This is a genomic window from Pseudomonas sp. NPDC007930 (genome assembly GCF_042958985.1).
Taxonomy (GTDB): Bacteria; Pseudomonadota; Gammaproteobacteria; order Pseudomonadales; family Pseudomonadaceae; genus Aquipseudomonas.
The window spans coordinates 614,500-638,117 of record NZ_JBIBKC010000001.1 but is presented as its reverse complement, the minus strand read 5'-3'; the positions used below and the strand labels follow the sequence as shown (position 1 = coordinate 638,117).

At 65.7% G+C, this 23,618-nt stretch carries 18 protein-coding genes and 2 pseudogenes; 16 read left to right on the top strand and 4 right to left on the bottom strand.

Annotated elements, in window-relative coordinates; genetic code table 11:
• Positions 1-20 precede the first annotated feature (20 nt).
• From dgcA to ACFZCE_RS02925, 7 genes are all read left to right on the top strand, one after another.
• Entirely contained in the window at positions 21-2,081 is a 2,061-nt protein-coding gene (gene dgcA, locus ACFZCE_RS02955) for a dimethylglycine demethylation protein DgcA (protein WP_390935903.1), read from the top strand.
• A 139-nt stretch (positions 2,082-2,220) separates the two neighbouring features.
• A complete protein-coding gene (gene dgcB / locus ACFZCE_RS02950) occupies positions 2,221-4,176 on the top strand; it encodes a dimethylglycine demethylation protein DgcB (RefSeq protein ID WP_390935901.1) in 1,956 nt (651 codons plus the stop codon).
• Positions 4,176-5,396 carry an FAD-binding protein gene (locus ACFZCE_RS02945; protein WP_390935899.1) on the top strand — a complete coding sequence of 407 codons (1,221 nt, stop codon included), beginning with the start codon at positions 4,176-4,178 and terminating at the stop codon, positions 5,394-5,396. The genes dgcB and ACFZCE_RS02945 overlap by 1 nt, the downstream gene beginning before the upstream one ends.
• 9 nt (positions 5,397-5,405) lie before the next feature.
• Positions 5,406-6,176: an electron transfer flavoprotein subunit beta gene (locus tag ACFZCE_RS02940; protein WP_390935897.1), complete on the top strand. Its 771-nt coding sequence runs from the start codon at positions 5,406-5,408 to the stop codon at positions 6,174-6,176.
• Between the two features lie 86 nt (positions 6,177-6,262).
• Complete coding sequence (locus ACFZCE_RS02935; protein ID WP_390935895.1) at positions 6,263-7,006, top strand: RHS repeat-associated core domain-containing protein; 744 nt, start codon at positions 6,263-6,265, stop codon at positions 7,004-7,006.
• The gene (locus tag ACFZCE_RS02930; protein WP_390935893.1) at positions 6,999-7,697 is read left to right on the top strand and encodes an RHS repeat-associated core domain-containing protein; all 699 of its coding nucleotides are present in this window, start codon (positions 6,999-7,001) and stop codon (positions 7,695-7,697) included. The genes ACFZCE_RS02935 and ACFZCE_RS02930 overlap by 8 nt, the downstream gene beginning before the upstream one ends.
• The gene (locus ACFZCE_RS02925; protein ID WP_390935891.1) at positions 7,694-8,461 is read left to right on the top strand and encodes an RHS repeat-associated core domain-containing protein; all 768 of its coding nucleotides are present in this window, start codon (positions 7,694-7,696) and stop codon (positions 8,459-8,461) included. Before ACFZCE_RS02930 ends, ACFZCE_RS02925 begins: the two co-directional genes overlap by 4 nt.
• On the opposite strand, the pseudogene ACFZCE_RS02920 reads toward ACFZCE_RS02925, so the two are convergent.
• Positions 8,367-8,645: pseudogene (locus tag ACFZCE_RS02920) on the bottom strand (type II toxin-antitoxin system RelE/ParE family toxin); the annotation flags it as partial. The gene ACFZCE_RS02925 and the pseudogene ACFZCE_RS02920 overlap by 95 nt on opposite strands.
• Positions 8,646-8,709: 64 nt before the next feature.
• The gene (gene gbcA / locus ACFZCE_RS02915) at positions 8,710-10,005 is read right to left on the bottom strand and encodes a glycine-betaine demethylase subunit GbcA (RefSeq protein WP_390935889.1); all 1,296 of its coding nucleotides are present in this window, start codon (positions 10,003-10,005) and stop codon (positions 8,710-8,712) included.
• A gap of 303 nt (positions 10,006-10,308) precedes the next feature.
• On the opposite strand from gbcA, the gene gbcB reads away from it, so the two are divergent.
• Entirely contained in the window at positions 10,309-11,409 is a 1,101-nt protein-coding gene (gbcB, locus tag ACFZCE_RS02910; protein WP_390935887.1) for a glycine-betaine demethylase subunit GbcB, read from the top strand.
• Between the two features lie 116 nt (positions 11,410-11,525).
• Here the strand turns inward: gbcB and ACFZCE_RS02905 are convergent, their stop codons facing one another.
• Positions 11,526-13,085: a methyl-accepting chemotaxis protein gene (locus tag ACFZCE_RS02905; RefSeq protein WP_390936439.1), complete on the bottom strand. Its 1,560-nt coding sequence runs from the start codon at positions 13,083-13,085 to the stop codon at positions 11,526-11,528.
• A 390-nt stretch (positions 13,086-13,475) separates the two neighbouring features.
• Here ACFZCE_RS02905 and ACFZCE_RS02900 point away from each other — a divergent pair, with 390 nt between their 5' ends.
• The 4 genes and pseudogenes from ACFZCE_RS02900 to ACFZCE_RS02885 all read left to right on the top strand — a co-directional run bounded on the left by ACFZCE_RS02900 (position 13,476) and on the right by ACFZCE_RS02885 (position 16,040).
• On the top strand, positions 13,476-13,706 hold the full coding sequence (locus ACFZCE_RS02900; RefSeq protein ID WP_390935886.1) for a hypothetical protein: 231 nt from the start codon (positions 13,476-13,478) through the stop codon (positions 13,704-13,706).
• Positions 13,703-14,005, top strand: a complete 303-nt coding sequence (locus ACFZCE_RS02895; RefSeq protein WP_390935884.1) for a cell division protein ZapA — start codon at positions 13,703-13,705, stop codon at positions 14,003-14,005. The genes ACFZCE_RS02900 and ACFZCE_RS02895 overlap by 4 nt, the downstream gene beginning before the upstream one ends.
• A gap of 100 nt (positions 14,006-14,105) precedes the next feature.
• Positions 14,106-15,176, top strand: a pseudogene (locus tag ACFZCE_RS02890) (cache domain-containing protein); the annotation flags it as partial.
• A 126-nt stretch (positions 15,177-15,302) separates the two neighbouring features.
• Entirely contained in the window at positions 15,303-16,040 is a 738-nt protein-coding gene (locus tag ACFZCE_RS02885) for a methyl-accepting chemotaxis protein (protein ID WP_390936438.1), read from the top strand.
• Here ACFZCE_RS02885 and ACFZCE_RS02880 read toward each other — a convergent pair whose 3' ends face one another.
• Positions 16,041-17,081, bottom strand: coding sequence for a beta-eliminating lyase-related protein (locus ACFZCE_RS02880; RefSeq protein ID WP_390935882.1), 1,041 nt, complete (start codon positions 17,079-17,081; stop codon positions 16,041-16,043).
• A 605-nt stretch (positions 17,082-17,686) separates the two neighbouring features.
• Between ACFZCE_RS02880 and glyA the strand changes: the two genes are divergently transcribed.
• Genes glyA through ACFZCE_RS02860 form a run of 4 tightly spaced genes read left to right on the top strand, consistent with a single transcriptional unit; the run spans position 17,687 to position 23,568 of the window.
• Positions 17,687-18,937, top strand: coding sequence for a serine hydroxymethyltransferase (gene glyA, locus ACFZCE_RS02875; RefSeq protein WP_390935880.1), 1,251 nt, complete (start codon positions 17,687-17,689; stop codon positions 18,935-18,937).
• A gap of 18 nt (positions 18,938-18,955) precedes the next feature.
• On the top strand, positions 18,956-20,206 hold the full coding sequence (locus ACFZCE_RS02870; protein ID WP_390935878.1) for a sarcosine oxidase subunit beta family protein: 1,251 nt from the start codon (positions 18,956-18,958) through the stop codon (positions 20,204-20,206).
• 14 nt (positions 20,207-20,220) lie between these two features.
• Positions 20,221-20,544 (top strand): sarcosine oxidase subunit delta family protein, encoded by a 324-nt coding sequence (locus ACFZCE_RS02865; protein ID WP_390935876.1) that lies wholly within the window; start codon positions 20,221-20,223, stop codon positions 20,542-20,544.
• Between the two features lie 3 nt (positions 20,545-20,547).
• The gene (locus ACFZCE_RS02860) at positions 20,548-23,568 is read left to right on the top strand and encodes a sarcosine oxidase subunit alpha family protein (protein WP_390935875.1); all 3,021 of its coding nucleotides are present in this window, start codon (positions 20,548-20,550) and stop codon (positions 23,566-23,568) included.
• Positions 23,569-23,618: the final 50 nt, after the last annotated feature.

The following is a 23,618-nucleotide window of genomic DNA, read 5'->3' as shown; positions in this document are numbered from 1 at the left end:
AAAAAGCCGAGGACCGTGAGATGGCTTTCGAAGCAATGTTCCAGCCGATTCAGATCGGCAAACTGACCATCCGTAACCGTGTGCTGTCCACGGCCCACGCTGAGGTGTACGCCACCGACGGCGGCATGACCACCGAGCGGTACGTGAAGTACTACGAAGAAAAAGCCAAGGGCGGGATTGGCCTGGCCATTTGCGGCGGCTCGTCGGTGGTTGCCATCGACAGCCCGCAAGGCTGGTGGAAGTCGGTCAACCTGTCGACCGACAAGATCATCCCGCACTTCCAAAACCTGGCCGATGCCATGCACAAGCATGGCGCCAAGATCATGATCCAGATTACCCACATGGGCCGCCGCTCGCGCTGGGATGGCGAGCACTGGCCGGTGTTGATGTCGCCTTCGGGCATTCGTGAGCCGGTGCACCGCGCCACCTGCAAAACCATCGAAGTGGAAGAAATCTGGCGGGTGATCGGCAACTATGCCCAGGCCGCCCGCCGTGCCAAGGAAGGCGGCCTCGATGGCGTAGAGCTGTCGGCGGTGCACCAGCACATGATCGACCAGTTCTGGAGCCCGCGGGTCAACAAGCGCACCGACGAATGGGGCGGCAGCTTCGAAGGCCGGATGAAGTTCGGCATGGAAGTGCTCAAGGCCGTGCGCGCCGAGGTGGGCGACGATTTTTGTGTGGGCATGCGCATCTGCGGGGATGAATTCCACCCCGATGGCCTCTCCCACGAAGACATGAAACAGATCGCGGCGTACTACGACGCCACCGGCATGGTCGACTTCTTCGGCGTGATCGGCTCGGGGTGTGACACCCACAACACCCTGGCCAACGTGATCCCGAACATGAGCTACCCGCCGGAGCCGTTCCTGCACCTGGCCGCCGGCATCAAGGAAGTGGTCAAGGCGCCGGTGCTGCACGCGCAGAACATCAAGGACCCGAACCAGGCCCAGCGTATTCTCGAAGGCGGCTATGTCGACATGGTCGGCATGACCCGTGCGCACATCGCCGACCCGCACCTGATCGCCAAGATCAAAATGGGCCAGGTTGACCAGATCCGCCAGTGCGTGGGCGCCAACTACTGCATCGACCGCCAGTACCAAGGGCTCGACGTGCTGTGCATCCAGAACGCCGCGACCTCCCGTGAATACATGGGCGTGCCGCACATCATCGAGAAAAGCACTGGGCCCAAGCGCAAGGTGGTGATCGTCGGTGCTGGCCCGGCGGGCATGGAAGCGGCGCGGGTGTCGGCCGAGCGCGGCCACGACGTGACCCTGTTCGAGAAAAAAGAGCAGATCGGCGGGCAGATCACCACGGCCTCCAGGGCGCCGCAGCGTGACCAGATCGCCGGTATCACCCGCTGGTACCAACTGGAGTTGGCGCGCCTGAAGGTCGACCTGCGGCTGGGCACCACCGCGGACATCCCGACCATCCAGGACCTGCGCCCGGATGTGATCATCCTGGCCAACGGCGGCCACCCGTTCCTCGAGCAAAACGACCACTGGGGCGCTGAAGAAGGCCTGGTCGTCAGCAGTTGGGACGTGCTCGATGGCAAGGTCGCGCCGGGCAAGAGCGTGCTGGTGTACGACACCATCTGCGAGTTCACCGGAATGTCGGTTGCCGACTACCTGGCCGACAAGGGCAGCCAGGTGGAAATCGTTACCGACGACATCAAGCCGGGCGTCGCCATGGGCGGGACCACCTTCCCCACCTACTACCGCAGCCTGTACCCCAAGGAAGTGATCATGACCGGCGACCTGATGCTGGAAAAGGTCTACCGCGAGGGCGACAAGCTGGTGGCGGTGCTGGAGAACGAATACACCGGCGCCAAGGAAGAACGCGTGGTCGACCAGGTGGTGGTGGAGAACGGCGTACGCCCGGACGAGGCGCTGTACTACGGGCTCAAGGAAGGTTCGCGGAACAAAGGCCAGGTCGACATCGAAGCCCTGTTCGCGATCCAGCCGCAGCCGATCCTGAGCGAGGCGGGCAGTGGCTACCTGCTGTACCGCATCGGTGATTGCGTGGCCCAGCGCAACGTGCACGCGGCGATCTACGACGCACTGCGCCTGTGCAAGGACTTTTAAGAAACCACAGCCCACGGGAAGCCCCCGTGGGAGGCCGGCTATGCCGGGCGAGAGTGCGGTGTGTCAGTCACTGCCCTTCGCCCGGCGCAGCCGGCCTCCCACACAGGTCCCCCTAACGCCGTCAAGCTGGGGCAACACCATGCTCAACACCCTTCTCCCCATTCTGCTCTTCGCCGCCCTGGCCCTGGCCGTGCTCGGCGCCGGGCGGCGCATCGCCATGTGGCGGCGCGGGCGGCCGGCCAAGGTCGACCTGCTCGGCGGCCTGCTGGCGATGCCCAAGCGCTACATGGTCGACCTGCACCATGTGGTGGCCCGCGACAAATACATGGCCAACACCCACGTCGCCACCGCGGGCGGCTTTGTGCTGGCCGCGCTGCTGGCGATCCTGGTGCACGGTTTTGGCCTGCATAACCGGATCCTCGGCTTCGCCTTGCTGGCCGCCAGCGCGCTGATGTTCGTTGGCGCGCTGTTCGTTTACAAACGCCGCCGCAACCCACCGGCGCGGTTGTCCAAGGGCCCGTGGATGCGCCTGCCGAAAAGCCTGCTGGTGTTTTCCGCGAGCTTTTTCCTGGCCACCTTGCCGGTGGCGGGCATCCTGCCGGAAAACTTCGGCGGCTGGGTGATGGCCGTGATCCTCGGCATCGGCGTGCTCTGGGGCGTGTCGGAGCAATTTTTTGGCATGACCTGGGGCGGGCCGATGAAGCACGCCTTCGCCGGTGCCCTGCACCTGGCCTGGCACCGCCGCGCCGAGCGCTTCAATGGCGGCCGTTCCACCGGCCTGAAGCCGCTCGACCTGACCGACTCCAGCGTGCCGCTGGGGGTCGAGAAACCCAAGGACTTCACCTGGAACCAACTGCTGGGCTTCGACGCCTGCGTGCAGTGCGGCAAGTGCGAAGCCATGTGCCCGGCGTTCGCCGCCGGCCAGCCGCTGAACCCGAAAAAACTCATCCAGGACATGGTCATCGGCCTGGCCGGTGGCAACGACGCCAAGTTCGCCGGCAGCCCCTACCCGGGCAAGCCGCTCGGCGAACACAGCGGCGGCCCGCACCTGCCGATCGTCGCGCAGCAAGGCAAGGCGCTGGTCGATGCCGACACGCTGTGGTCGTGCACCACCTGCCGCGCGTGCGTCGAGGAATGCCCGATGATGATCGAGCACGTCGATGCCATCGTCGACATGCGCCGCCACCTCACCCTGGAAAAAGGCGCCACGCCGAACAAAGGCGCCGAAGTGCTGGAAAACCTCATCGCTACCGACAACCCTGGCGGCTTCGCCCCGGGTGGGCGGATGAACTGGGCAGCCGACCTGAACCTGAAGCTGATGGCCGAGGTAAAAAGCACCGACGTGCTGTTCTGGGTCGGCGACGGCGCCTTCGACATGCGCAACCAGCGCACCCTGCGGGCGTTCGTCAAAGTGCTCAAGGCGGCCGGGGTCGACTTCGCCGTGCTCGGCCTGGAAGAGCGCGACAGCGGTGACGTGGCCCGCCGCCTGGGCGATGAAGCGACCTTCCAGGCATTGGCCCGGCGCAACATCCAGACCCTCAAGCAATACCGCTTCAAGCGCATCGTCAGTTGCGACCCGCACAGCTTCCACGTGCTGAAGAACGAATACGGCGCCCTGGGCGGCGACTACGAGGTGCTGCACCACAGCACCTACATCGCCGAACTGGTCGAGGCCGGCCTGCTCAACCTGGGCCAGCACAAGGGCGGCAGCGTGACCTACCACGACCCCTGCTACCTGGGCCGCTACAACGGCGAATATGAAGCCCCGCGCCAGGTACTGCGCGCGCTGGGCATCGACGTGCGCGAAATGCAACGTTCGGGCTTCCGCTCGCGCTGCTGTGGCGGTGGTGGCGGCGCGCCGATCACCGACATCCCCGGCAAGCAGCGGATCCCCGACATGCGCATGCAGGACATTCGCGAAACCGAAGCCGAGCTGGTCGCCGTGGGCTGCCCACAGTGCACCGCGATGCTCGAAGGGGTGGTCGAGCCGCGCCCGGCGATCAAGGACATCGCCGAGCTGGTGGCCGACGTGTTGATCGAAGCCCCGGCCAGCGCCCCGGCCGCGGCCAAACGTGAACCCGCGGAGGTGAACTGATGAGCGATATTATCCGCCGCGACCCGCGTGCCGAGTGGATCGCCCGCAACCGCCTGCATCCGCTGCACGCAGCGCTGCAGCCGCAGCAGCCACAATGGATGGGCCCGCACGGGGTGATCCGCAAGAACCCCCACGGCGTGGGCTTTATCGGCCCCAACGGGGTCAAGCGTATCGACCGTAGCGGCGGCCAGCAGGGCGGCAACGTGCGCCGCACGGCCGCGGCCGAGGTCAAGCTGCCGCTGCACCAGGTGGCGGCGCCGGCCTTCTACATTGGTGTGGTGCCCGACATGGTCGGTGGCCGCCTGAGCAGCCACGACCGCGACCTGCTCGGCCTGGCCCACCGCCTGGCCGGCAGCGACGGCGCGGTGCTGGCGGTGATCTTCGGCGAACATAAAGAAAGCGCCTTCGACACCGCCGGCGTCGACCGCCTGCTGCAGATCGACGGCGGCGAATTCGAGGGCTATGCCCCCGAGCAGCGCGTGCAGGGCCTGCGCGCGGTGAACGGGCAGTTCAACCCGCGCCACTGGCTGCTGCCCGACAGCCGCAGTGGCGGCGGTGAGCTGGGCCGGCGCCTGGGCGCCAGCCTGGGCGAGCGCCCGGCGACCCGTGTGTGGCAAATCAAGGACGGCCAATGCACCGGCCGCGCCGGCGCCGGCCAGCAAGACATCACCCAGGCGCTGCCCAAGCTCATCCTGGCCGCGGCCGAGTGCGCCGAGCCGGTGGACGAAACCCGCCACGAAGTGTTGCCGGTCAGCCTCGACGCCAGCGTGGCGCGCAGCCTGCCGCGCATCGAAGACCTCGGTGCGGTGGCCGTGGACCCGGCTGCCATCCCGATGGCCGAGGCTGAGTTCATTCTCTCCGGTGGCAACGGCATCAGTGACTGGGCGCTGTTCCATGAGGCCGCGCAAGCGCTGGGCGCCACCGAGGGCGCCTCGCGGGTGGCGGTAGACAACGGCCACATGGCGCGCAACCGCCAGGTGGGCGCCACCGGTACCTGGGTCACCGCGCGGGTCTACCTGGCGGTGGGCATCTCCGGGGCGATCCAGCACCTGCAGGGCATTGGCGCCTGCGAGAAGGTGATCGCCATCAACATGGACCCAGGCTGCGACATGATCAAACGCGCCGACCTCTCGATCGTCGGCGACAGCACCGCGCTGCTCAAGGCGCTGATCGAAGCGGTGCAGGCCTACCGAAACGGCGCCAAGCGCGAAGCGGCATAAGGTGACAGCATGAGTGTGAAGATCGTAAGCCTGGTGTCGGTCGGCGCCCACCCCACCTCCGGCCGTGCCCGCCGCGCCGAGCAAGATGCCCGCGCGGTTGAACTGGGCCTGCAGATGGCCGGTGATGACCTGCAGGTGCTGCACGCCGGTAGCGCCGAAGAGCCGGCCCTGCGCGCCTACCTGGGCATGGGCCTGGCGCGCCTGCACGTGCTCGAGCAGCCCGCCGGCAGCGACGCGGTGCCGGCCCTGGCCAGCTACCTGCGCGGCGCCGCGGCGCAGATCGTGCTCACTGGCGCCCAGGCGGAAACCGGCGAGGGCTCTGGCATGCTGCCGTTCCTGTTGGGTGAGCAGTTGGGCTGGCCGGTGGTGGTCGGGCTGGCCGCGATCGAGTCGGTCGAAGGCGGCGTGGCCCAGGTGCTGCAAGCCCTGCCGCGAGGCCAACGGCGCCGGCTGAAGGTGCGCCTGCCGATGCTCGCCAGCGTCGACAACGCCGCCCCAGCGCCGCGCCAGAGCGCCTATGGCCCAGCCCAGCGCGGCGAGTTGCCGGCCCACGAGGTGGAAATCGTCGACGACGAGCTGCTTGCCGGCGACCCGCTGCAACCGGCCAAGCCACGGCCCAAGCGGCTTAAGGTGATCAAGGCGAAGAGCGGCGCCGACCGCATGAAGGCCGCCACCGCCAAGGCCAGTGGTGGCGGCGGCCAGGTGCTCAAGGGCGTGAGTGCCCAGGAGGGCGCCGAGGCGGTGCTGAAGCTGCTGGTGGAGGAGGGGGTGATTCGCTGATCGCCTGCCTACCTGGTAGATCTATCAGGTAGGCAAGCCGGCTTACCCCGGCTATCGTGCCGTGAACTACCTACCGAGGTGGCAGCATGGCACTGCACCGGGCTCATCATCATTTGCTGGCCGCTGACGTTCAGCGAAGCGCTGTGATGTTGCTTGGCGCGCAGGCGCTGCGCCAGCGCTTCGGGCCCTTTGGTAGCGCCCACGGGCTGGCCTCGCGCTGCGGTTTTACCGGCCAGTTGCGCGAGCAGCCTGGGGCCGGATACGCGCTGGGTAATGGCTACCGTACCTATCGCCCAGGTGTGCTGCGCTTTGGCCAGCCTGATGGGCTCAGCCCTTTCGGCAAGGGGGGGCTGAATGCCTACGCCTATGCCCAAGCCGACCCGGTCAACTTCCATGACCCCAGTGGCGCGTTTCTCGAAGCGCTGATTCGCACCGCAACGGCCGTAGTGGGCTATATGTTGAACAGCTTGTTTTTTTCCCTGGGCGCTATACGGTACAGCAACTTCCCTGCCGAGCAACTGCTCAACCGCGCGGGGGCGCTGCTCGGCGCGGCGGGCGGCGCGGTTGGGATTGCCAGCCGTGCGGCGCAGTCGTTTCCCAACCCCACTATTGTGCTGGCTGCTCGGGCGGCGGTACCGGTTGGCCAGCTATTGACCTTCTCGGGTGCGGTGATTCTGGCCCGGCCGTTGATCAGGTCGACCACCCAGGCGGGCAGGACCTGGCTCATGGCGACCGCGGAGACGGCTCGGGAACGATGGTTCAGGGTTGCTAGGGCGTTTGTGCCGGGGCGGTGGCCAGCCCCGCTTAGGCAAACCATCGCCAATGTATAGCGCCCGCGGCTACCGAGCGCTGTTGTGGGCGGCTGACAACACCTGCAGCCCCCTGGCCGATGGGGCCCACCGGCGTGCCTACGCCCCGTTCGGTGACTGCCCTGGCCAAGCCCAGCTGGGCTTCAACGGCCAATGGCGCGCCGGCGCCGCTGGCCTGTACCTACTGGGTAATGGCCACCGGGCATACCATCCCCGCCTGGGCCGGTTTCTGCAGGCGGACGCCCTGAGCCCGTTCGGCTGCGGCGGGCTCAATAGTTACGCCTACTGCCGGGCAGACCCGATCAACCGCATCGACCCCTCGGGCGCGGTAGATGCGCTGGCGTTGGCCGGGTTGCTGAGTAATGTGGTGTCGGTGCTTTACCGCGGCCTCAACATTGCTTCGCGCAGCGTGAAAACAACGCCCGCGGCCAGCCGTTACGGCTTGCTCGCGGGCATGTTCGGCACCGCCGCCGGTGCCGCCGCGACGATCGGCAGTGCCCAGGCCGAGCCCCCCGCCTGGGTGGCGCCGTTCAAGTGGATGGCGCTGGGCTTGGCGACCTTGGGGTATGGTTTGCAGGTGCCCGAGGTGCTTGGCCGCGTGCGCCAGGTGCCGGCGCGGAAGATGGCCACGCGGCTGGGGCAAACGCTGGCAGGCCCGATATTGATGCTCAAGCCGCGGCGCACGGTGTACCCAGGCTGGTTGAAACCATGAGCTGCTCGGTTCGGCTGGGTTGCGACCGGGCCCGTTCACCGCTGCTGGTGCTGGGCACCGCGGGCCCGGAGCGGCGGGCGCATACGCCGTTCGGCAGTGCCTTGCCAGCGTGCGGGGCCAGTGGCTTCGCGGGCCTTTGCCTCGCCCCCCACGGCCTGTTGCTGGCGGGCCACGGTTACCGCGCTTACGCCCCGAGGCTGGCGCGCTTCGTTCAGCCTGACCGCTTGAGCCCCTTCGGCGAAGGCGGGCCCAATGCCTACGCGTATTGCCTGGCAGACCCGATCAACCACCACGACCCGGACGGGCGCAACCTGGTGCCGTTGCTGAGCAATGTGTTCGGTACCCTGAACCTGGTGGCCTATGGCGGGCTGATGGGGTTCGGCTACCGCCTGGCAGTGCCGTCGCGCGCCGTGCTGGCGGTGGATGTGGCCTTGATGTTTGCCGGCAGCGCCGCGCAAGTGGCCGCCTGGGCCAGTGACAGTGCGGCGGTCAGTATCATCGGGGTGGCCGCCACGGGGATCACGGCGCTGGGCCGGGGTGTGCTGGCGGGGTATTGGGCCAAGCAGGTGGCCCGGCCGGGTACGGGGTGGTGGGGGCGCCCGGCGTGGGGGCGGTCGCCTGGGGCAACGATAGAGACGAGCGGCATGGCCCCACTTCCTCAGCGCGACCTCATTCCCACCCTCCGCGCTCAGCATCCCCCGCTCGCTGTTGCGCCTGCCGGTAGACTTCATCCCGCTCACGCTTACCGACGGCAATCACTGTAACCACCAAGCGGTTATCGATGACTTCATACACCAGGCGATAGCCCGCGGAGCGGAGCTTGATCTTGTAGCACCCAGGCATGCCACTGAGCGTGTATGCCTCAACACGGGGGGCTTCAAGGCGTTCCTTGAGCTTTTTGGCGAACTGCAAGCGCAGGCTGGCGTTGAGCTTGTCCCATTCCGGGCGCCCTTTGCCCCAGCGCCCACAAAAAAGGGAGCCTCACGGCTCCCTTCGCGGGTTCAATCTACCCTCACTCGTGCACCTTCACTTCCTTCAGGTACGGCGCCGGCTCCGCCCCGAGGTTGGCCAGTACGCGCTCGCTGTACCAGTCGATGAAGTTGACCACGCCGAACTCGTAGGTTTTCGAGTACGGGCCGGGCTGGTAGGCCGTGGAGTTGATGCCCACCTGGTTTTCTTCGGCCAGGCGGCGGTCTTGGTCGTTGGTGGCGTCCCATACTTCGCGCAGGCGGGCTGGGTCGTAGTCCACGCCTTCGACGGCGTCCTTGTGCACCAGCCATTTGGTGGTGACCATGGTTTCCTGGGCGCTGATCGGCCACACGGTGAACACGATGATGTGGTCACCCATGCAGTGGTTCCAGGAGTGCGGCAGGTGCAGGATGCGCATCGAACCGAGGTCGGGGTTCTTGATCCGGCCCATCAGTTTTTTGCAGCCCTGCTTGCCGTCCATGGTCATCGACACGGTGCCCTTGAGCAGCGGCATGCGCACGATGCGGTTGCGCAGGCCGAAACCCGCGTGCAGGTAAGGGATCTTCTCCGCTTCCCAGGCCGCGGCCGACTCGGCCACGTGGTCCTTGAACGCCTGGCTGGCGCGTGGGTCGTTGGTGTCGTCCCATTCCAGCAGGGTGTTCAGCAGTTCAGGGTGCGAGCCGCTGCAGTGGTAGCACTCGCGGTTGTTTTCCAGTACCAGCTTCCAGTTGGCTTTTTCCATCAGCGTGGTTTGCACCGCGACCTTGGTGTTCTCCATGTCGTAGGGCTCCATGTAATGGGCCAGGGTGCTGAGGAAGTTGTCGATCGCCGGCGGGTTTTCCGCCAGGCAGATGAAGATGTAGCCGCCAGCGGTTTTCACGTTCACAGGCTTGAGGCCAAACTTCTTCATGTCGAAGTCGTCGCCCATTTCGGTGCCGGCGTACAGCAGGCGGCCGTCGAGCTCGTAGGTCCACTGGTGGTAAGGGCACACCAGCTTGGCGACCTTGCCTTTCTCCTTGGTACACAGGCGCGAGCCACGGTGGCGGCACACGTTGTGGAAGGCGTTGATCGAACCGTCGGCAGCGCGCACCACCAGAATCGGGTTCTTGCCGATCTGCAGGGTCAGGTAGTTGCCCTTGGCGGGGATCTCGCTGGTCATGCCGGCGATCAGCCACTCCTTGTGGAAAACCTCCTGCATGTCGATGTCGAACAGCCGCTCGTCGCAATAGAAGGGCTGCGGCAGCGAGTAGGTGCGCTCGCGGGTCTGCAGCATTTCGGCGGTTGCCTTGCGGGCAGGTTCCAGCGGGTCGCCCAGGCTCAGGGTTTGGGTGGCGTCCATCGAAAATCCTCATGGCCACGGTGTGGCCGGCGAATGGCTTGGGTTTGCACCTTTCGGCGCTTCACGGGTGGCGACGCAAGGCGTGTGAAATCACGGTCTCATTTGCGGTGGAGTGTGGGCCCGGGCACGCCCGGAACCTTGCCCAAACGCGACATGGCCAAATCCGTTTCCGACGCGCCAATCCATGCCCCACAAGGCTGGTCGCCATAAGCATGCCAATGTCGTGAATAGAAAAGCCGTTGCCATTTACGCCTAGCAGAATCGCTACCATAGAAGGCCGACGGTCGGCCGTGGAGAGCCATGATGTCCAACAACTTCCTGAACCCAGTCACTACCCAGACCTGGGCCAATGGTCGCCACGTGGTGCGCTGCGTGAAAGTCATCCAGGAAACCTGGGACGTGCGCACGTTTTGCTTCATGGCCGACCAGCCAATCATGTTCTTTTTCAAGCCCGGGCAGTTCGTCACCCTGGAGCTGGAAATCGACGGCGTGCCGACCATGCGCTCGTACACGATTTCCAGCGCGCCGTCGGTGCCGTACAGCTTTTCGATCACCGTGAAGCGCGTGCCGGGCGGCAAGGTGTCGAACTGGCTGCACGAAACCATGCACGAAGGCTATGAAGTGCCAGTGCACGGCCCGGTGGGGCTGTTCAACGCCATCGACTTCCCGTCGCCGAAGGTGCTGTACCTCTCGGGCGGCGTCGGCATCACCCCGGTGATGTCGATGGCGCGCTGGTTCTACGACACCAACGCCAACGTCGACATGGTCTTCGTGCACAGCGCCCGCTCGCCGAAAGACATCATCTACCAGCGCGAGCTGGAGCAGATGGCCTCGCGCATTCCCAACTTCGGCCTGCACGTGATCTGCGAAAAACACGGCCTGGGTGAGCCCTGGGCTGGCTACCGCGGCTACCTGAACCAGCACATGCTCGAACTGATGGCCCCGGACTACCTCGACCGCGAGGTGTTCTGCTGCGGCCCGACGCCGTACATGACCGCGGTCAAGCGCATGCTCGAGGCCGCTGGCTTCGACATGAGCAAGTACCATGAGGAATCCTTCGGGGCGACCCCGGCCGAGGCCAAGGCCGACGCCGTGGAGCACGCCGAGCAGGCCGCCGACGCCCCCGACGTGCCCGCCGCCGACCTGCATCAGGTGGAGTTCACCGAAACCGGCAAGAGCATCCGCGTGGGCCCGGGCGAAACCGTGCACGCCGCCGCGGCCAAGCTCGGCCTGATGATCCCGAAAGCCTGCGGCATGGGCATTTGCGGCACCTGCAAGGTGCTCAAGCTCAGCGGCGAGGTCGAGATGGAGCACAACGGCGGGATCACCGAGGAAGACGAAGCCGAAGGGTACATCCTGTCGTGCTGCAGTGTGCCGAAGGGGGATGTGCGCGTCGAATACTGAGGCGCTGGGGGCGCCTCAGTATTCGACTAGGGGCAAGTTGTAAGCGGCAAGCTACAAGGGGGGGAGCGGTGTGGCTTTTACTTGCCGCTTGCCCTTATCACTTGCCCCTTACCCCCCTAAACCTTGAAGCGCCCTACCATTCCATTCAGATCCACTGCCAGCTTCGACAGCTCCGCGCTGGCGGCGGTGGTCTGGTTCGCGCCCGCCGCGCTCTGCACCGACAGGTCGCGGATGTTCACCAGGTTACGGTCCACTTCCCGCGCCACTTGCGCCTGCTCTTCGGCGGCGCTGGCGATCACCAGGTTGCGCTCGTTGATTTGTGCCACGGCGCCGTGAATGGTGTCCAGTGCCATGCCGGCGCCCTTGGCGATGTTCAGGGTCGACTCGGCGCGCTCGGTGCTGCTTTGCATCGACGCCACGGCTTTGTCGGTGCCGCTCTGGATGCTGCCGATCATCCGCTCGATTTCGCTGGTCGACTGCTGGGTGCGGTGGGCCAGGGCCCGCACTTCGTCGGCCACTACGGCAAAACCACGCCCGGCTTCACCGGCGCGGGCAGCCTCGATGGCGGCGTTGAGCGCGAGCAGGTTGGTCTGGTCGGCCAGCCCGCGGATCACGTCCAGCACCTGGCCGATGTTGCGCGACTCGTTGGCCAGTTCGCCCACCAGCTGCGCGGTGGCTTGCACGTCCTGGCTCATGCGCTCGATGGCGCAGACGGTTTCGAGCACCAGGTCGCGGCCGTCGCTGGCCGAGGTGGTGGCCTCGCGGGAGGCTTCCGAAGTGCTGACCGCGTTGCGCGCCACTTCTTCGACCGCGCTGGTCATCTCGTTGACCGCGGTGGCGGCCTGTTCGATTTCATTGTTCTGCTGCACCAGGCCGCGGGCGCTTTCGTCGGTCACGCTGTTCAGCTCTTCGGCGGCCGAGGCCAGTTGCGTGGCCGAGCCGGCGATGTGCTGCAGGGTGTCGCGCAGGCGCCCCTGCATGCGCTGCATGGCCGCCAGCAGGCGGGCGGCTTCGTCCTCGCCGTCGGCGCGCACGGTTTGCGTCAGGTCGCCGCTGGCGATCTGCTCGGCGGCGGTGACCGCGCTGCTGATTGGCTGGGTGATGCTGCGGGTCAGCAGCCAGGCGAGGAAGAACATCAGCAGGGTGGCGATCACCAACAAGGCGATCACTGCCACGCTGGCGGTGGAGTACTGCTGGGCGGCGGTGGCGTTGGTGGCCTGGGTTTGCTGGGTGTTGATCTCCACCAGTTGCGCCAGGGCCTTGTTCACTTGATCGGAGTTGCTGGTCAGGTCGGTGCCCAGCAGGGTGCGCAGGTCTTCGAGGCTGTTGCTGGCCGAGAGGCTGCGCAGCTTGCTTTCCAGTTGGCTGTACTGGGCCAGTTGGCTTTTGAACTGCTCGTAGGCGCGGGCCTCTTCGGGGCTGGCGATCAGCTGTTCATAGCGCGCTTGGGCCTTGCGGATCTGCCCGTTGCGCTCCTCCATGGTCGCCAGGGTTTTGCTCAGCGCTTCGGGTTCGCGGTTCACCAGCACGCGGTAAGACAACACCCGCAGGCGCAGGGTGATCTGGGTCAGCTCGTCGAGGGTGGTGATGCTCGGCAGGTTGTTGTTTTCGATCAGCTCGCCGGCGCTGCGGATCTTGCCCATCTGGCTCAGGGCGAACACGCCCAGGGCGACCATCAACAGGCCGATCAGGACGAAGCCGAGCAGCAAGCGCTTGGCAATGGAAAGGTTTCGCAAGGACATGATGAGGCAGCACCTGAAGGTCTAATGGCGCATCCGTGCGAAGAATAGAGAAATCCCAATGGCTATCGGACGGCGCCGGCCGTACTTTAGGCCACTGCGACCTTTTGCCACCGTTTCGCTATGCACCGCTTGTCCATTGTTGCTGGGGCCGGGGAACATCGTGGCGGATCCACAGTCCATGGGCGAGCGTTGAACAGGCGGGCTTGATAGGAAATTTCCTACATATGCTTCGGATGTGTCTGTCAGAACTTCACTGGCCCAAGGCAAGTGCGCGGAGTATCGTAAGCATCTGCCTGTACCACTATAAAAGCTTGAGAAATCAAAATGTTGGAAGCGTCTCTGAGTCACCTTGAAAGCCTGGTCAACGAACTGGTCGAACAAAACCGCCGTTTGGGCGAAGCCAATGGCTCGCTGAACGCCGAACTGGCCAAGGCCCGGGAAGAAAACGACACGCTGCAATTGTCGCTGCTGGAACAAGAAGAGCAGCAAGGCGCCATGGCGGCGCGTATCCAGGCGCTGATCGAACGCGCCTCACCTGGGATGGCCACGGCATGACCGACCGCTACGAGCGCACTGAAGTCGTTACCATCCTCGACCACGACTACACCCTCAAGGCCCCGCCCGGCGGCGAGCAAACCCTGTTGCAGGCGGCTGAAATGCTGCAACAAACCCTCGCCACCACCAAGCGCCAGTTCCCGACCCTGGTCGGCGACCGCCTGCTGGTGCTGACGGCCATGAACCTGTGCTCGCAGCTGATCGAGGCCCGCCAGGCCCATGAACAGGTGCTGGAGCAGGCCCAAGGGCAGGTGGATGCCACGGTGGAGAACTTGGCGCGCACGCTGGGCAAGGATTGAAGCCACGCCGCTTGGCGTATTGTCCTAGCCTTAACCTTAAGTTGTATACAGTCGGCACGGCAGTTGCAGTGCTGGGGGTATTACACCTTGAGGGTTCACCATGTTGTTCTGGCGGCGCAGTATTCAATGGCAGTTGATCCTCGGCATGGGCGGGGCGTTGCTGCTCAGCCTGTTGGTGGTGGTCGGTATCTACACGGCGGTGGTCAACCGGCTAGCGGAGCGCTACCTGGTGGGCACCGCCTTGCCGGCCAGTGTCGAGGCGACGCGTAACGATATCGAACGGCTGCTCAGTGGCCCGCTTACCGCTGCGGCCGACGTCGCCGGCAATAGCCTGGTGCAAAGTTGGCTCGCCGAGGGCGAAAACAGTGCGCAGGCACCGGCTTTCTACCGTTACCTCGACGGCGTCCGTAGCCAGCATCAGGCGTTCACGGCGATCATCGCCGGTGCCCAAAGCAACCATTACTACAGCGAAAAAGGCCTGGAGCGCACGCTCAGCCGTAGCGCTGCGCAAGACGCTTGGTTCTACGGTTTTCTCGACAGTGGCCAGCCGCGCACCCTGAACATCGATAACGATACCGGCACCGGCGCGCTGACGTTGTTCATCGACCTGCGCGTGCAGCAGGCGGGTAAAACCCTGGGCGTTGCCGGCTTGGGGCTGAGCCTGAGCGCCTTGAGTGATTTGATCGAACGCTACCGCTTCGGTGAAGGCGGGCGCGTGTACCTGGTACGCAACGACGGCCTGGTACAGGTGCACCCCGAGGCAGCCTTGGGTGGCAAGCGGCAGTTGGCCGACTTGCTCGGTGCCCCGGCGGCCGCGGCCTTGCTGGGTAGGGGCGCGGCGGCCCAGGCGCGTTTCGAGCGTAACGGTGAGGGCTATCTGGCCTTGGCCCAACCCCTGCGCGAATTGAACTGGACCCTGGTCGCTGAAGTGCCCGAGGCCGAGGTATTCGCCCAAGCGCGCCAAGCGATGTGGCTGACCGGCGGCATTGGCCTGAGTGTGGCGTTGGTGTGCCTGCTGCTGGTGGTGTGGCTAGCGCGTTCGTGGGTGCGGCCAATCCGCCAGGTGACCGCAGCGCTGGTCGAAATTGGCGGCGGCGCCGGCGACCTTACCCGGCGCCTGCCGGTGAACCGCGCCGACGAGCTCGGTGCCCTGGCGGCGGGCTTCAACCGCTTCGTCGAGAGCCAGCGAGGCCTGATCGGTGAAGTGCTTGCCACCAGCGAGCGGCTGCGTGGCGCCGCCGGCGAGGTAGCCCAGGCCATTGACGCCACCCACTCGCGCTCACTGAGCCAGCAAGACATGACCGACCGAGTGGCCACCGCTGTGCATGAGATGGGCCTGACCGTGCAGGAAATCGCCCGCAACGCCGCCCAGGCCGCCGAGGCCTCCCAGGTGGCGCGCGGCGAAGCGCGCCACGCCGGGCAGGAAGTAGAGCAGGCGATAGGTCACATCGACGGAATGTCTCGCGAGATCGGTACGGCCGCCGAGGCGGTGCAAGCGTTGGCGGGCCAGGTCGCGACGATCGACCAAGTGCTCGCGGTGATCCGCGGGGTGTCGGAGCAAACCAACCTGTTGGCGCTCAATGCCGCGATCGAAGCTGCCCGAGCCGGCGAAATGGGCCGCGGCTTCGCGGTGGTGGCCGATGAAGTACGCACCCTGGCGCAGCGCACCCAGGGCTCGACCGATGAAATCCAGCAGATCATTGCCCAGCTCAAGCAGGGTGCGCAGAACGCAGTGGGGCGGATGCAGGCCGGCCAGGCCGCGACGGGCACTGGGGTCGCCGCCAGCCAGCGCACCGGTGCCTCGTTAGGGCAGATCGGCAGCCAGGTAGAACGCATCAGCGACATGAACGCCCAAGTAGCCACGGCTACCGAGCAACAGAGCGCCGTGACCGAAGACATCAACCGTAATGTGCAGGGTATTTCCGACCTCGCCCGCGATACCGCCAGCGACGTGCAGCGCTGCCAAGCGCAATGCCAGGCCTTGGCCGGGCTGGCCCAGGACCTGGCCCGGCAAATGGGCGGCTTCCGCTTGTGATCAGCCCGCGGCCATCACCGCGCGAATGTCCGCCGCCAGCTCGCGCACGCGCTCGGGTTGGGTGTCCCAGGCGCACATGAAGCGCGCCGCGCCGCCGATGAAGGTATAGAAGCGCCAGCCACGCTGGCGCAGCGCCTCGATGGCCGCGGGCGGCATGCGCAGGAACACCCCGTTGGCTTCCACCGGGAACATCAGCTCCACGCCGGCCACGTCTTCGATGGATTGCGCCAGCAACCGCGCGCACTGGTTGGCGTGGTCGCCGTAGCGCAGCCAGGCGTCGCCTTCGAGCAGCCCGACCCAGGGCGCAGACAAAAAGCGCATCTTCGACGCCAACTGCCCGGCCTGCTTGCAGCGGTAGTCGAAGTCTTCAGCCAGGTCGCGGCGGAAGAACAGGATCGCCTCGCCCACCGCCATGCCGTTCTTGGTGCCGCCAAAGCACAGTACATCGACCCCGGCTTTCCAGGTCAGCTCGGCTGGGCTTACGCCCAGCGAGGCGCACGCATTGGCGAAGCGCGCGCCGTCCATGTGCAGGTGCAGGCCGAGCTCCTTGCAGGTGGCGCTGATCGCTTGCAGCTCGGCGGGGCGGTATACGGTGCCGACTTCGGTGGATTGGGTAAGGGTGACCACCCGCGGCTTGGGGTAGTGGATGTCCTGGCGCTTGACCGCCACTTCGCGGATCGCCTCGGGCGTCAGCTTGCCCTGCACCGACGGCGCCACCAACAGCTTGGAACCGTTGGAGAAAAACTCCGGGGCGCCGCATTCGTCGGTTTCAACGTGCGCGCTCTCCGAGCAGATCACGCTGTGATAGCTCTGGCACAGCGCGGCCAGGGCTAGGGAGTTGGCGGCGGTGCCGTTGAAGGCGAAGAACACTTCGCAGTCGGTTTCGAACAACTGGCGGAAGCGGTCCGCGGCGCGGGCGGTCCATTCATCGTCGCCGTAGGCGCGCTGGTGGCCACGGTTGGCGTCTTCCATCGCCGCCCAGGCTTCGGGGCAAATGCCGGAGTAGTTGTCGCTGGCGAACTGCTGGCTGTTGTCTGTCATGAAGGCCTTTTCCTGTTGTTCGACAGGCCGCGCCAAGGCGGGCGCGGCGATGGCCTATGGTAGCTAATTTTGCTTAGGGGGATGGGCCCTTCACCCGGCGTGGCCGGAGTGCCGGATCACGGCCTCCCACCAGACTTGTGTAAGTACTTGATTTGCCGGGCAGCATCGAACCCGTGGGAGGCCGGCTGCGCCGGGCGATGGGCCCTGAAGCTCATGCGCGGAGTCAGCAGAGTTCACAGATTGATCCCCTCCATGAAGCCCTGCAATGGCTTAAGTGAACAGCATGACGGCTGTGCCGGGCGATCAACGCGGCGCCCATGTCGCTTTTTGGCGGATACCCCTGTCGCTTTTGCCCAGCACCGCCGCTTCGAAAAAACTCACCACCAGCCCCCCAGCGCCCGCCATTACTGGGCGCGAGCGCTTTGGCCCAGGCCTCGGGAAGGCCCCGTCGCCGGCGCCGCAGCAGAATGTCGTAAATGCACCGTTGCGTGGCGCGGGCAGGCATCTGGCAGCCATGGGCTGGGCCTAACATCGCCGCAAAGGGCCGGGAACTTTCCGGCCTGCCTATACAACAGGCGCCACACGCGCTACCGGGGAGATCCGCGATGTTCAGCAAGCAAGACCAGATCCAGGGCTACGATGACGAACTGATGGCCGCCATCAACGCTGAAGAGCAGCGCCAGGAAGATCACATCGAGCTGATCGCCTCGGAAAACTACACCAGCCAGCGCGTGATGCAGGCCCAGGGCACCGGCCTGACCAACAAGTACGCCGAAGGCTACCCGGGCAAGCGTTACTACGGCGGCTGCGAGCACGTCGACGTGGTCGAGCAGTTGGCCATCGACCGCGCCAAGCAACTGTTCGGCGCCGATTACGCCAACGTGCAGCCGCACTCCGGTTCCTCGGCCAACGCCGCGGTTTACCTGGCCCTGCTGCAAGCCGGCGACACCATCCTGGGCATGAGCCTGGCCCACGGCGGCCACCTCACCCACGGCGCCAAGGTCAGCTCGTCGGGCAAGCTGTACAACGCCGTGCAGTACGGCATCGATGAAAAAGGCCTGATCGACTACAACGAAGTCGAGCGCCTGGCCGTTGAGCACAAGCCGAAAATGATCGTCGCCGGTTTCTCGGCTTATTCGCAGTTTCTCGATTTCGCCCGCTTCCGCGAAATCGCCGACAAGGTTGGCGCGCTGCTGTTCGTAGACATGGCCCACGTGGCAGGCCTGGTGGCCGCTGGCCTGTACCCGAACCCGATTCCGTTCGCCGATGTGGTCACCACCACCACCCACAAAACCCTGCGCGGCCCACGTGGCGGCCTGATCCTCGCCAAGGCCAACGCCGACATCGAGAAAAAGCTCAACGCCGCGGTGTTCCCGGGCGCCCAGGGCGGCCCGCTGATGCACGTGATCGCCGGCAAGGCGGTGTGCTTCAAGGAAGCGCTGGAGCCAGGCTTCAAGACCTACCAGCAGCAGGTGCTGGACAACGCCGAAGCCATGGCTGGCGTGTTCGTCGAACGCGGCTACGATGTGGTATCCGGCGGCACCAAGAACCACCTGTTCCTGGTCAGCCTGATCCGCCAGGGCCTGACCGGCAAAGACGCCGACGCCGCCTTGGGCCGCGCTCACATCACCGTGAACAAGAACGCTGTGCCGAACGACCCGCAATCGCCGTTCGTGACCTCGGGCCTGCGCATCGGCACCCCGGCGGTGACCAGCCGTGGCTTCAAGGTCGAGCAGTGCACCCAGCTGGCTGGCTGGATTTGCGACATCCTCGACAACCTGGGCGATGCCGACGTAGAGGCCGATGTGGCCAAGCGCGTCTCGGCCCTGTGCGCCGAATTCCCGGTTTACCGCTGAGCCTGTTGGAGAGCGAGCATGCAACGTTATTCTGGCTTTGGCCTGTTTAAACACTCTTTGAGCCACCACGAGAACTGGCAGCGCATGTGGCGCACGCCGGTGCCGAAAAAGGTCTACGACGTGGTGATCGTGGGCGGTGGCGGCCATGGCCTGGCCACGGCTTATTACCTGGCCAAGGAACATGGCATCACTAACGTGGCAGTGGTCGAGAAGGGCTGGCTGGGCGGCGGTAACACCGCGCGCAACACCACCATCGTGCGCTCGAACTACCTGTGGGACGAATCGGCCAAGCTCTACGAGCACGCCATGAAGCTCTGGGAAGGCCTCAGCCAGGACATCAACTACAACGTGATGTTCTCCCAGCGTGGCGTGTACAACCTGTGCCACACCCTGCAGGACATCCGCGACTCCGAGCGCCGGGTCAGCGCCAACCGCCTCAACGGCGTGGATGGCGAGTTGCTCAACACCGAACAGGTGGCGGCGGAAATCCCCTACCTGGATTGCTCGAAGAACACCCGCTACCCGGTACTGGGCGCGACCGTTCAGCGCCGTGGCGGCGTGGCCCGCCACGACGCGGTGGCCTGGGGCTATGCCCGCGCCGCCGATGCCCTGGGCGTCGACCTGATCCAGGAAACCGAAGTGATCGGCTTCCGCAAGGAAAACAACACCGTGATCGGCGTTGAAACCACCAAGGGCTTCATCGGCGCCAAGCGCGTCGGCGTGGTCACCGCCGGTAACTCCGGGCACATGGCGCGCCTGGCGGGGTTCCGCCTGCCGCTCGAATCCCACCCGCTGCAAGCGCTGGTGTCCGAGCCGATCAAACCCATCATCGACAGCGTGATCATGTCCAACGCCGTGCACGGCTACATCAGCCAGTCCGACAAGGGCGACCTGGTGATCGGCGCCGGCATCGACGGCTGGGTCGGCTACGGCCAGCGCGGTTCGTACCCGGTGATCGAGCACACCATCCAGGCCATCGTCGAGATGTTCCCGGTGCTGTCGCGGGTGCGCATGAACCGCCAGTGGGGCGGCATCGTCGACACCTGCCCGGACGCCTGCCCGATCATCTCGAAAACCCCGGTGAAGAACCTGTTCTTCAACTGCGGTTGGGGCACCGGCGGCTTCAAGGCCACCCCGGGTTCGGGCAACGTTTTCGCCGCGAGCCTGGCCAAGGGTGAAATGCACCCGCTGGCCGCGCCGTTTTCCATCGACCGTTTCCACAACGGTGCGCTCATCGACGAACACGGCGCTGCCGCCGTCGCCCACTAACAGGAGAAACCTTCATGTTGCAGATCTTCTGTCCTCATTGCGGCGAGCTGCGCTCGGAAGAGGAATTCCACGCTTCGGGCCAGGCGCACATTCCGCGCCCGCTGGACCCCGCCGCCTGCTCCGACGAGCAATGGGGCGACTACATGTTCTTCCGTGACAACCCGCGTGGCATCCACCACGAACTGTGGGACCACGTCGCCGGCTGCCGGCAGTACTTCAACGTGACCCGCGACACGGTCACGTACGAGATTTTCGAAACCTACAAGATTGGCGAGAAACCCACGGTGACCGCCAAGCCGGCTGGCGCAGTGCCAGAAGCCGCGGCGCGGGAGGAATAGGGCATGAGCCAAGTCAATCGTTTGTCCAATGGCGGCCGTATCGACCGCAACAAGAAGCTGGCCTTTACCTTCAATGGCCAGAGCTACACCGGCTTCGAGGGCGACACCCTGGCCTCGGCCTTGATCGCCAACGGCGTCGACATCATCGGCCGCAGCTTCAAGTACTCGCGCCCGCGCGGCATCATCGCCGCCGGTGCCGAAGAGCCGAACGCCGTGTTGCAGTTGGGCTCGACCGAAGCCACCCAGATCCCCAACGTGCGCGCCACCCAGCAGGCGCTGTACGCCGGCCTGGTGGCCAGCAGCACCAACGGCTGGCCGAACGTCAACAACGACATGATGGGCATCCTGGGTAAAGTGGGCGGCAAGATGATGCCCCCCGGCTTCTACTACAAGACCTTCATGTACCCCAAGTCCTTCTGGATGACTTACGAGAAGTACATCCGCAAGGCCGCGGGCCTGGGCCGTTCGCCGGTTGAGAACGACCCCGACACCTACGACTACATGAACCAGCACTGCGACGTGCTGGTGGTCGGTTCCGGCCCCGCCGGCCTGGCCGCGGCCCTGGCCGCCGCGCGCAGCGGTGCCCGGGTGATCCTCGCCGACGAACAGGAAGAGTTCGGCGGCAGCCTGCTCGACACCCGCGAAACCCTCGACGGCGCCCCCGCCAGCGAATGGGTTGCCAAGGTGGTGGCTGAGCTCGCCAGCCTGCCGGAAGTCACCCTGCTGCCACGCTCGACCGTGAACGGCTACCACGACCACAACTTCCTGACCATTCACCAGCGCCTGACCGATCACCTCGGCGACCGCGCGCCGATCGGCCAGGTACGCCAGCGCGTGCACCGCGTGCGCGCCGGCCGTGTGGTGCTGGCCGCTGGCGCCCATGAGCGGCCGCTGGTGTACGGCAACAACGACGTGCCGGGCAACATGCTCGCCGGCGCCATCTCGGTGTACGTGCGCCGCTACGGCGTGGCACCGGGCAAAAAACTGGTGCTGTCGACCAACAACGACCACGCCTATCGCGTTGTGCTCGATTGGATCGACGCCGGCCTGCAAGTGGTGGCCGTGGCCGACGCCCGCAGCAACCCGCGTGGCGCCCTGGTCGAAGAAGCCCGCGCCCGTGGCGTGCGCATCCTCACCGGCAGCGCGGTGATCGAAGCCCGTGGCACCAAGCGCGTGAGCGCGGCCCGGGTGGCGGCGATCGACCCCAAGGCGATGAAGGTCACCAGCAACGGCGAATGGCTCGACTGCGACCTGATCGGCAGCTCTGGCGGCTACAGCCCGGTGGTTCACCTGGCCTCGCACCTGGGCGGCAAGCCGGTCTGGCGTGAAGACATCCTCGCCTTCGTACCCGGCGATGCCCCGCAAAAACGCGTGTGCGTCGGTGGCGTGAACGGCGTGTTCAGCCTGGCCGATGCCCTGGCTGACGGCTTTGAAGGCGGCGCCCGCATGGCCGCTGAAACCGGCTTCAAGATCGTTGAAGGCACCCTGCCGAAAGTGCTGGCCAAGCCTGAAGAGGCCACCCTGGCGCTGTTCCAGGTGCCCCACGACAAAGGCACCGCGCGCGCGCCGAAGCAGTTCGTCGATCAGCAAAACGACGTCACCGCCGCGGCCATCGAACTGGCCACCCGCGAGGGCTTCGAGTCGGTCGAGCACGTGAAACGCTACACCGCGCTGGGCTTCGGTACCGACCAGGGCAAGCTGAGCAACATCAACGGCCTGGCCATCGCGGCGCGCAGCCGTGGGATTTCCATCACCCAGATGGGCACCACGATGTTCCGCCCCAACTACACCCCGGTGACCTTCGGGGCCGTGGCTGGCCGCCACTGCGGGCACATCTTCGAGCCGGTGCGCTTCACCGCGCTGCATGCCTGGCATGTGCGCAATGGCGCCGAGTTCGAAGACGTCGGCCAGTGGAAGCGCCCGTGGTACTTCCCCAAGCGTGGCGAAGACCTGCACGCCGCCGTGGCCCGTGAGTGCAAGGCCGTGCGCGACAGCGTGGGCCTGCTCGACGCCTCGACCCTGGGCAAGATCGACATTCAGGGCCCGGACGCCCGTGAGTTCCTCAACCGCGTGTACACCAACGCCTGGACCAAGCTCGACGTCGGCAAGGCCCGTTACGGCCTGATGTGCAAGGAAGACGGCATGGTCTTCGACGACGGTGTGACCGCCTGCCTGGCCGACAATCACTTCCTGATGACCACCACCACCGGCGGCGCCGCGCGCGTACTGCAGTGGCTCGAGCTGTACCATCAGACCGAGTGGCCTGAGCTGAAAGTGTGGTTCACCTCGGTCACCGACCACTGGGCCACCCTGACCCTCTCCGGCCCCAACAGCCGCAAGCTGCTGGCCGAAGTGACCGAAGGCATCGACCTGGATAAAGACGCTTTCCCGTTCATGACCTGGAAAGAAGGCCTGGTCGGCGGTGTGCCGGCGCGGGTGTTCCGGATTTCCTTCACCGGTGAGCTGAGCTACGAGGTGAACATCCAGGCCGACTACGCCATGGGCGTGCTGGAAAAAATCGCCGAAGCCGGCAAGCAGTACAACCTGACCCCCTACGGCACCGAAACCATGCACGTGCTGCGGGCCGAGAAGGGCTTCATCATCGTTGGCCAGGACACCGACGGCTCGGTCACCGCCGATGACCTCAACATGGGCTGGGCCGTGGGCCGCACCAAGCCGTTCTCGTGGATCGGCTGGCGCGGGATGAACCGCGAAGACCCGCTGCGCGAGAACCGCAAGCAACTGGTGGGCCTGAAACCTACCGACCCGAACAAGGTCCTGCCGGAAGGCGCGCAACTGGTGTTCGACCCGAAACAGTCGATCCCGATGGACATGGTCGGCCACGTGACCTCCAGCTACATGAGCGCGACCCTGGGCCGTTCGTTCGCCCTGGCCGTGGTCAAGGGTGGCTTGAAGCGCATGGGTGAGAAGGTGTGGGCGCCGTTGGTCGATGGCAGCTTCGTCGAGGCAGAAATCTGCTCGTCGGTGTTCGTCGACCCGAAAAACGAACGGCAGAACGTTTAAGCCCGGCCGCCGTGGCCGCCCTGGGGGGCGGCCACGCAGGTTCCACGAAT

Bases quoted from the DNA above. Each gene is read 5' to 3' on its own strand.
- dgcA (WP_390935903.1), top strand. From the start codon at position 21: ATGGCTTTCGAAGCAATGTTCCAGCCGATTCAGATCGGCAAACTGACC.
- dgcB (WP_390935901.1), top strand. From the start codon at position 2,221: ATGCTCAACACCCTTCTCCCCATTCTGCTCTTCGCCGCCCTGGCCCTG.
- ACFZCE_RS02945 (WP_390935899.1), top strand. From the start codon at position 4,176: ATGAGCGATATTATCCGCCGCGACCCGCGTGCCGAGTGGATCGCCCGC.
- ACFZCE_RS02940 (WP_390935897.1), top strand. From the start codon at position 5,406: ATGAGTGTGAAGATCGTAAGCCTGGTGTCGGTCGGCGCCCACCCCACC.
- ACFZCE_RS02935 (WP_390935895.1), top strand. From the start codon at position 6,263: ATGGCACTGCACCGGGCTCATCATCATTTGCTGGCCGCTGACGTTCAG.
- ACFZCE_RS02930 (WP_390935893.1), top strand. From the start codon at position 6,999: ATGTATAGCGCCCGCGGCTACCGAGCGCTGTTGTGGGCGGCTGACAAC.
- ACFZCE_RS02925 (WP_390935891.1), top strand. From the start codon at position 7,694: ATGAGCTGCTCGGTTCGGCTGGGTTGCGACCGGGCCCGTTCACCGCTG.
- gbcA (WP_390935889.1), bottom strand. From the start codon at position 10,005: ATGGACGCCACCCAAACCCTGAGCCTGGGCGACCCGCTGGAACCTGCC.
- gbcB (WP_390935887.1), top strand. From the start codon at position 10,309: ATGTCCAACAACTTCCTGAACCCAGTCACTACCCAGACCTGGGCCAAT.
- ACFZCE_RS02905 (WP_390936439.1), bottom strand. From the start codon at position 13,085: ATGGTCGCCCTGGGCGTGTTCGCCCTGAGCCAGATGGGCAAGATCCGC.
- ACFZCE_RS02900 (WP_390935886.1), top strand. From the start codon at position 13,476: ATGTTGGAAGCGTCTCTGAGTCACCTTGAAAGCCTGGTCAACGAACTG.
- ACFZCE_RS02895 (WP_390935884.1), top strand. From the start codon at position 13,703: ATGACCGACCGCTACGAGCGCACTGAAGTCGTTACCATCCTCGACCAC.
- ACFZCE_RS02885 (WP_390936438.1), top strand. From the start codon at position 15,303: ATGACCGACCGAGTGGCCACCGCTGTGCATGAGATGGGCCTGACCGTG.
- ACFZCE_RS02880 (WP_390935882.1), bottom strand. From the start codon at position 17,081: ATGACAGACAACAGCCAGCAGTTCGCCAGCGACAACTACTCCGGCATT.
- glyA (WP_390935880.1), top strand. From the start codon at position 17,687: ATGTTCAGCAAGCAAGACCAGATCCAGGGCTACGATGACGAACTGATG.
- ACFZCE_RS02870 (WP_390935878.1), top strand. From the start codon at position 18,956: ATGCAACGTTATTCTGGCTTTGGCCTGTTTAAACACTCTTTGAGCCAC.
- ACFZCE_RS02865 (WP_390935876.1), top strand. From the start codon at position 20,221: ATGTTGCAGATCTTCTGTCCTCATTGCGGCGAGCTGCGCTCGGAAGAG.
- ACFZCE_RS02860 (WP_390935875.1), top strand. From the start codon at position 20,548: ATGAGCCAAGTCAATCGTTTGTCCAATGGCGGCCGTATCGACCGCAAC.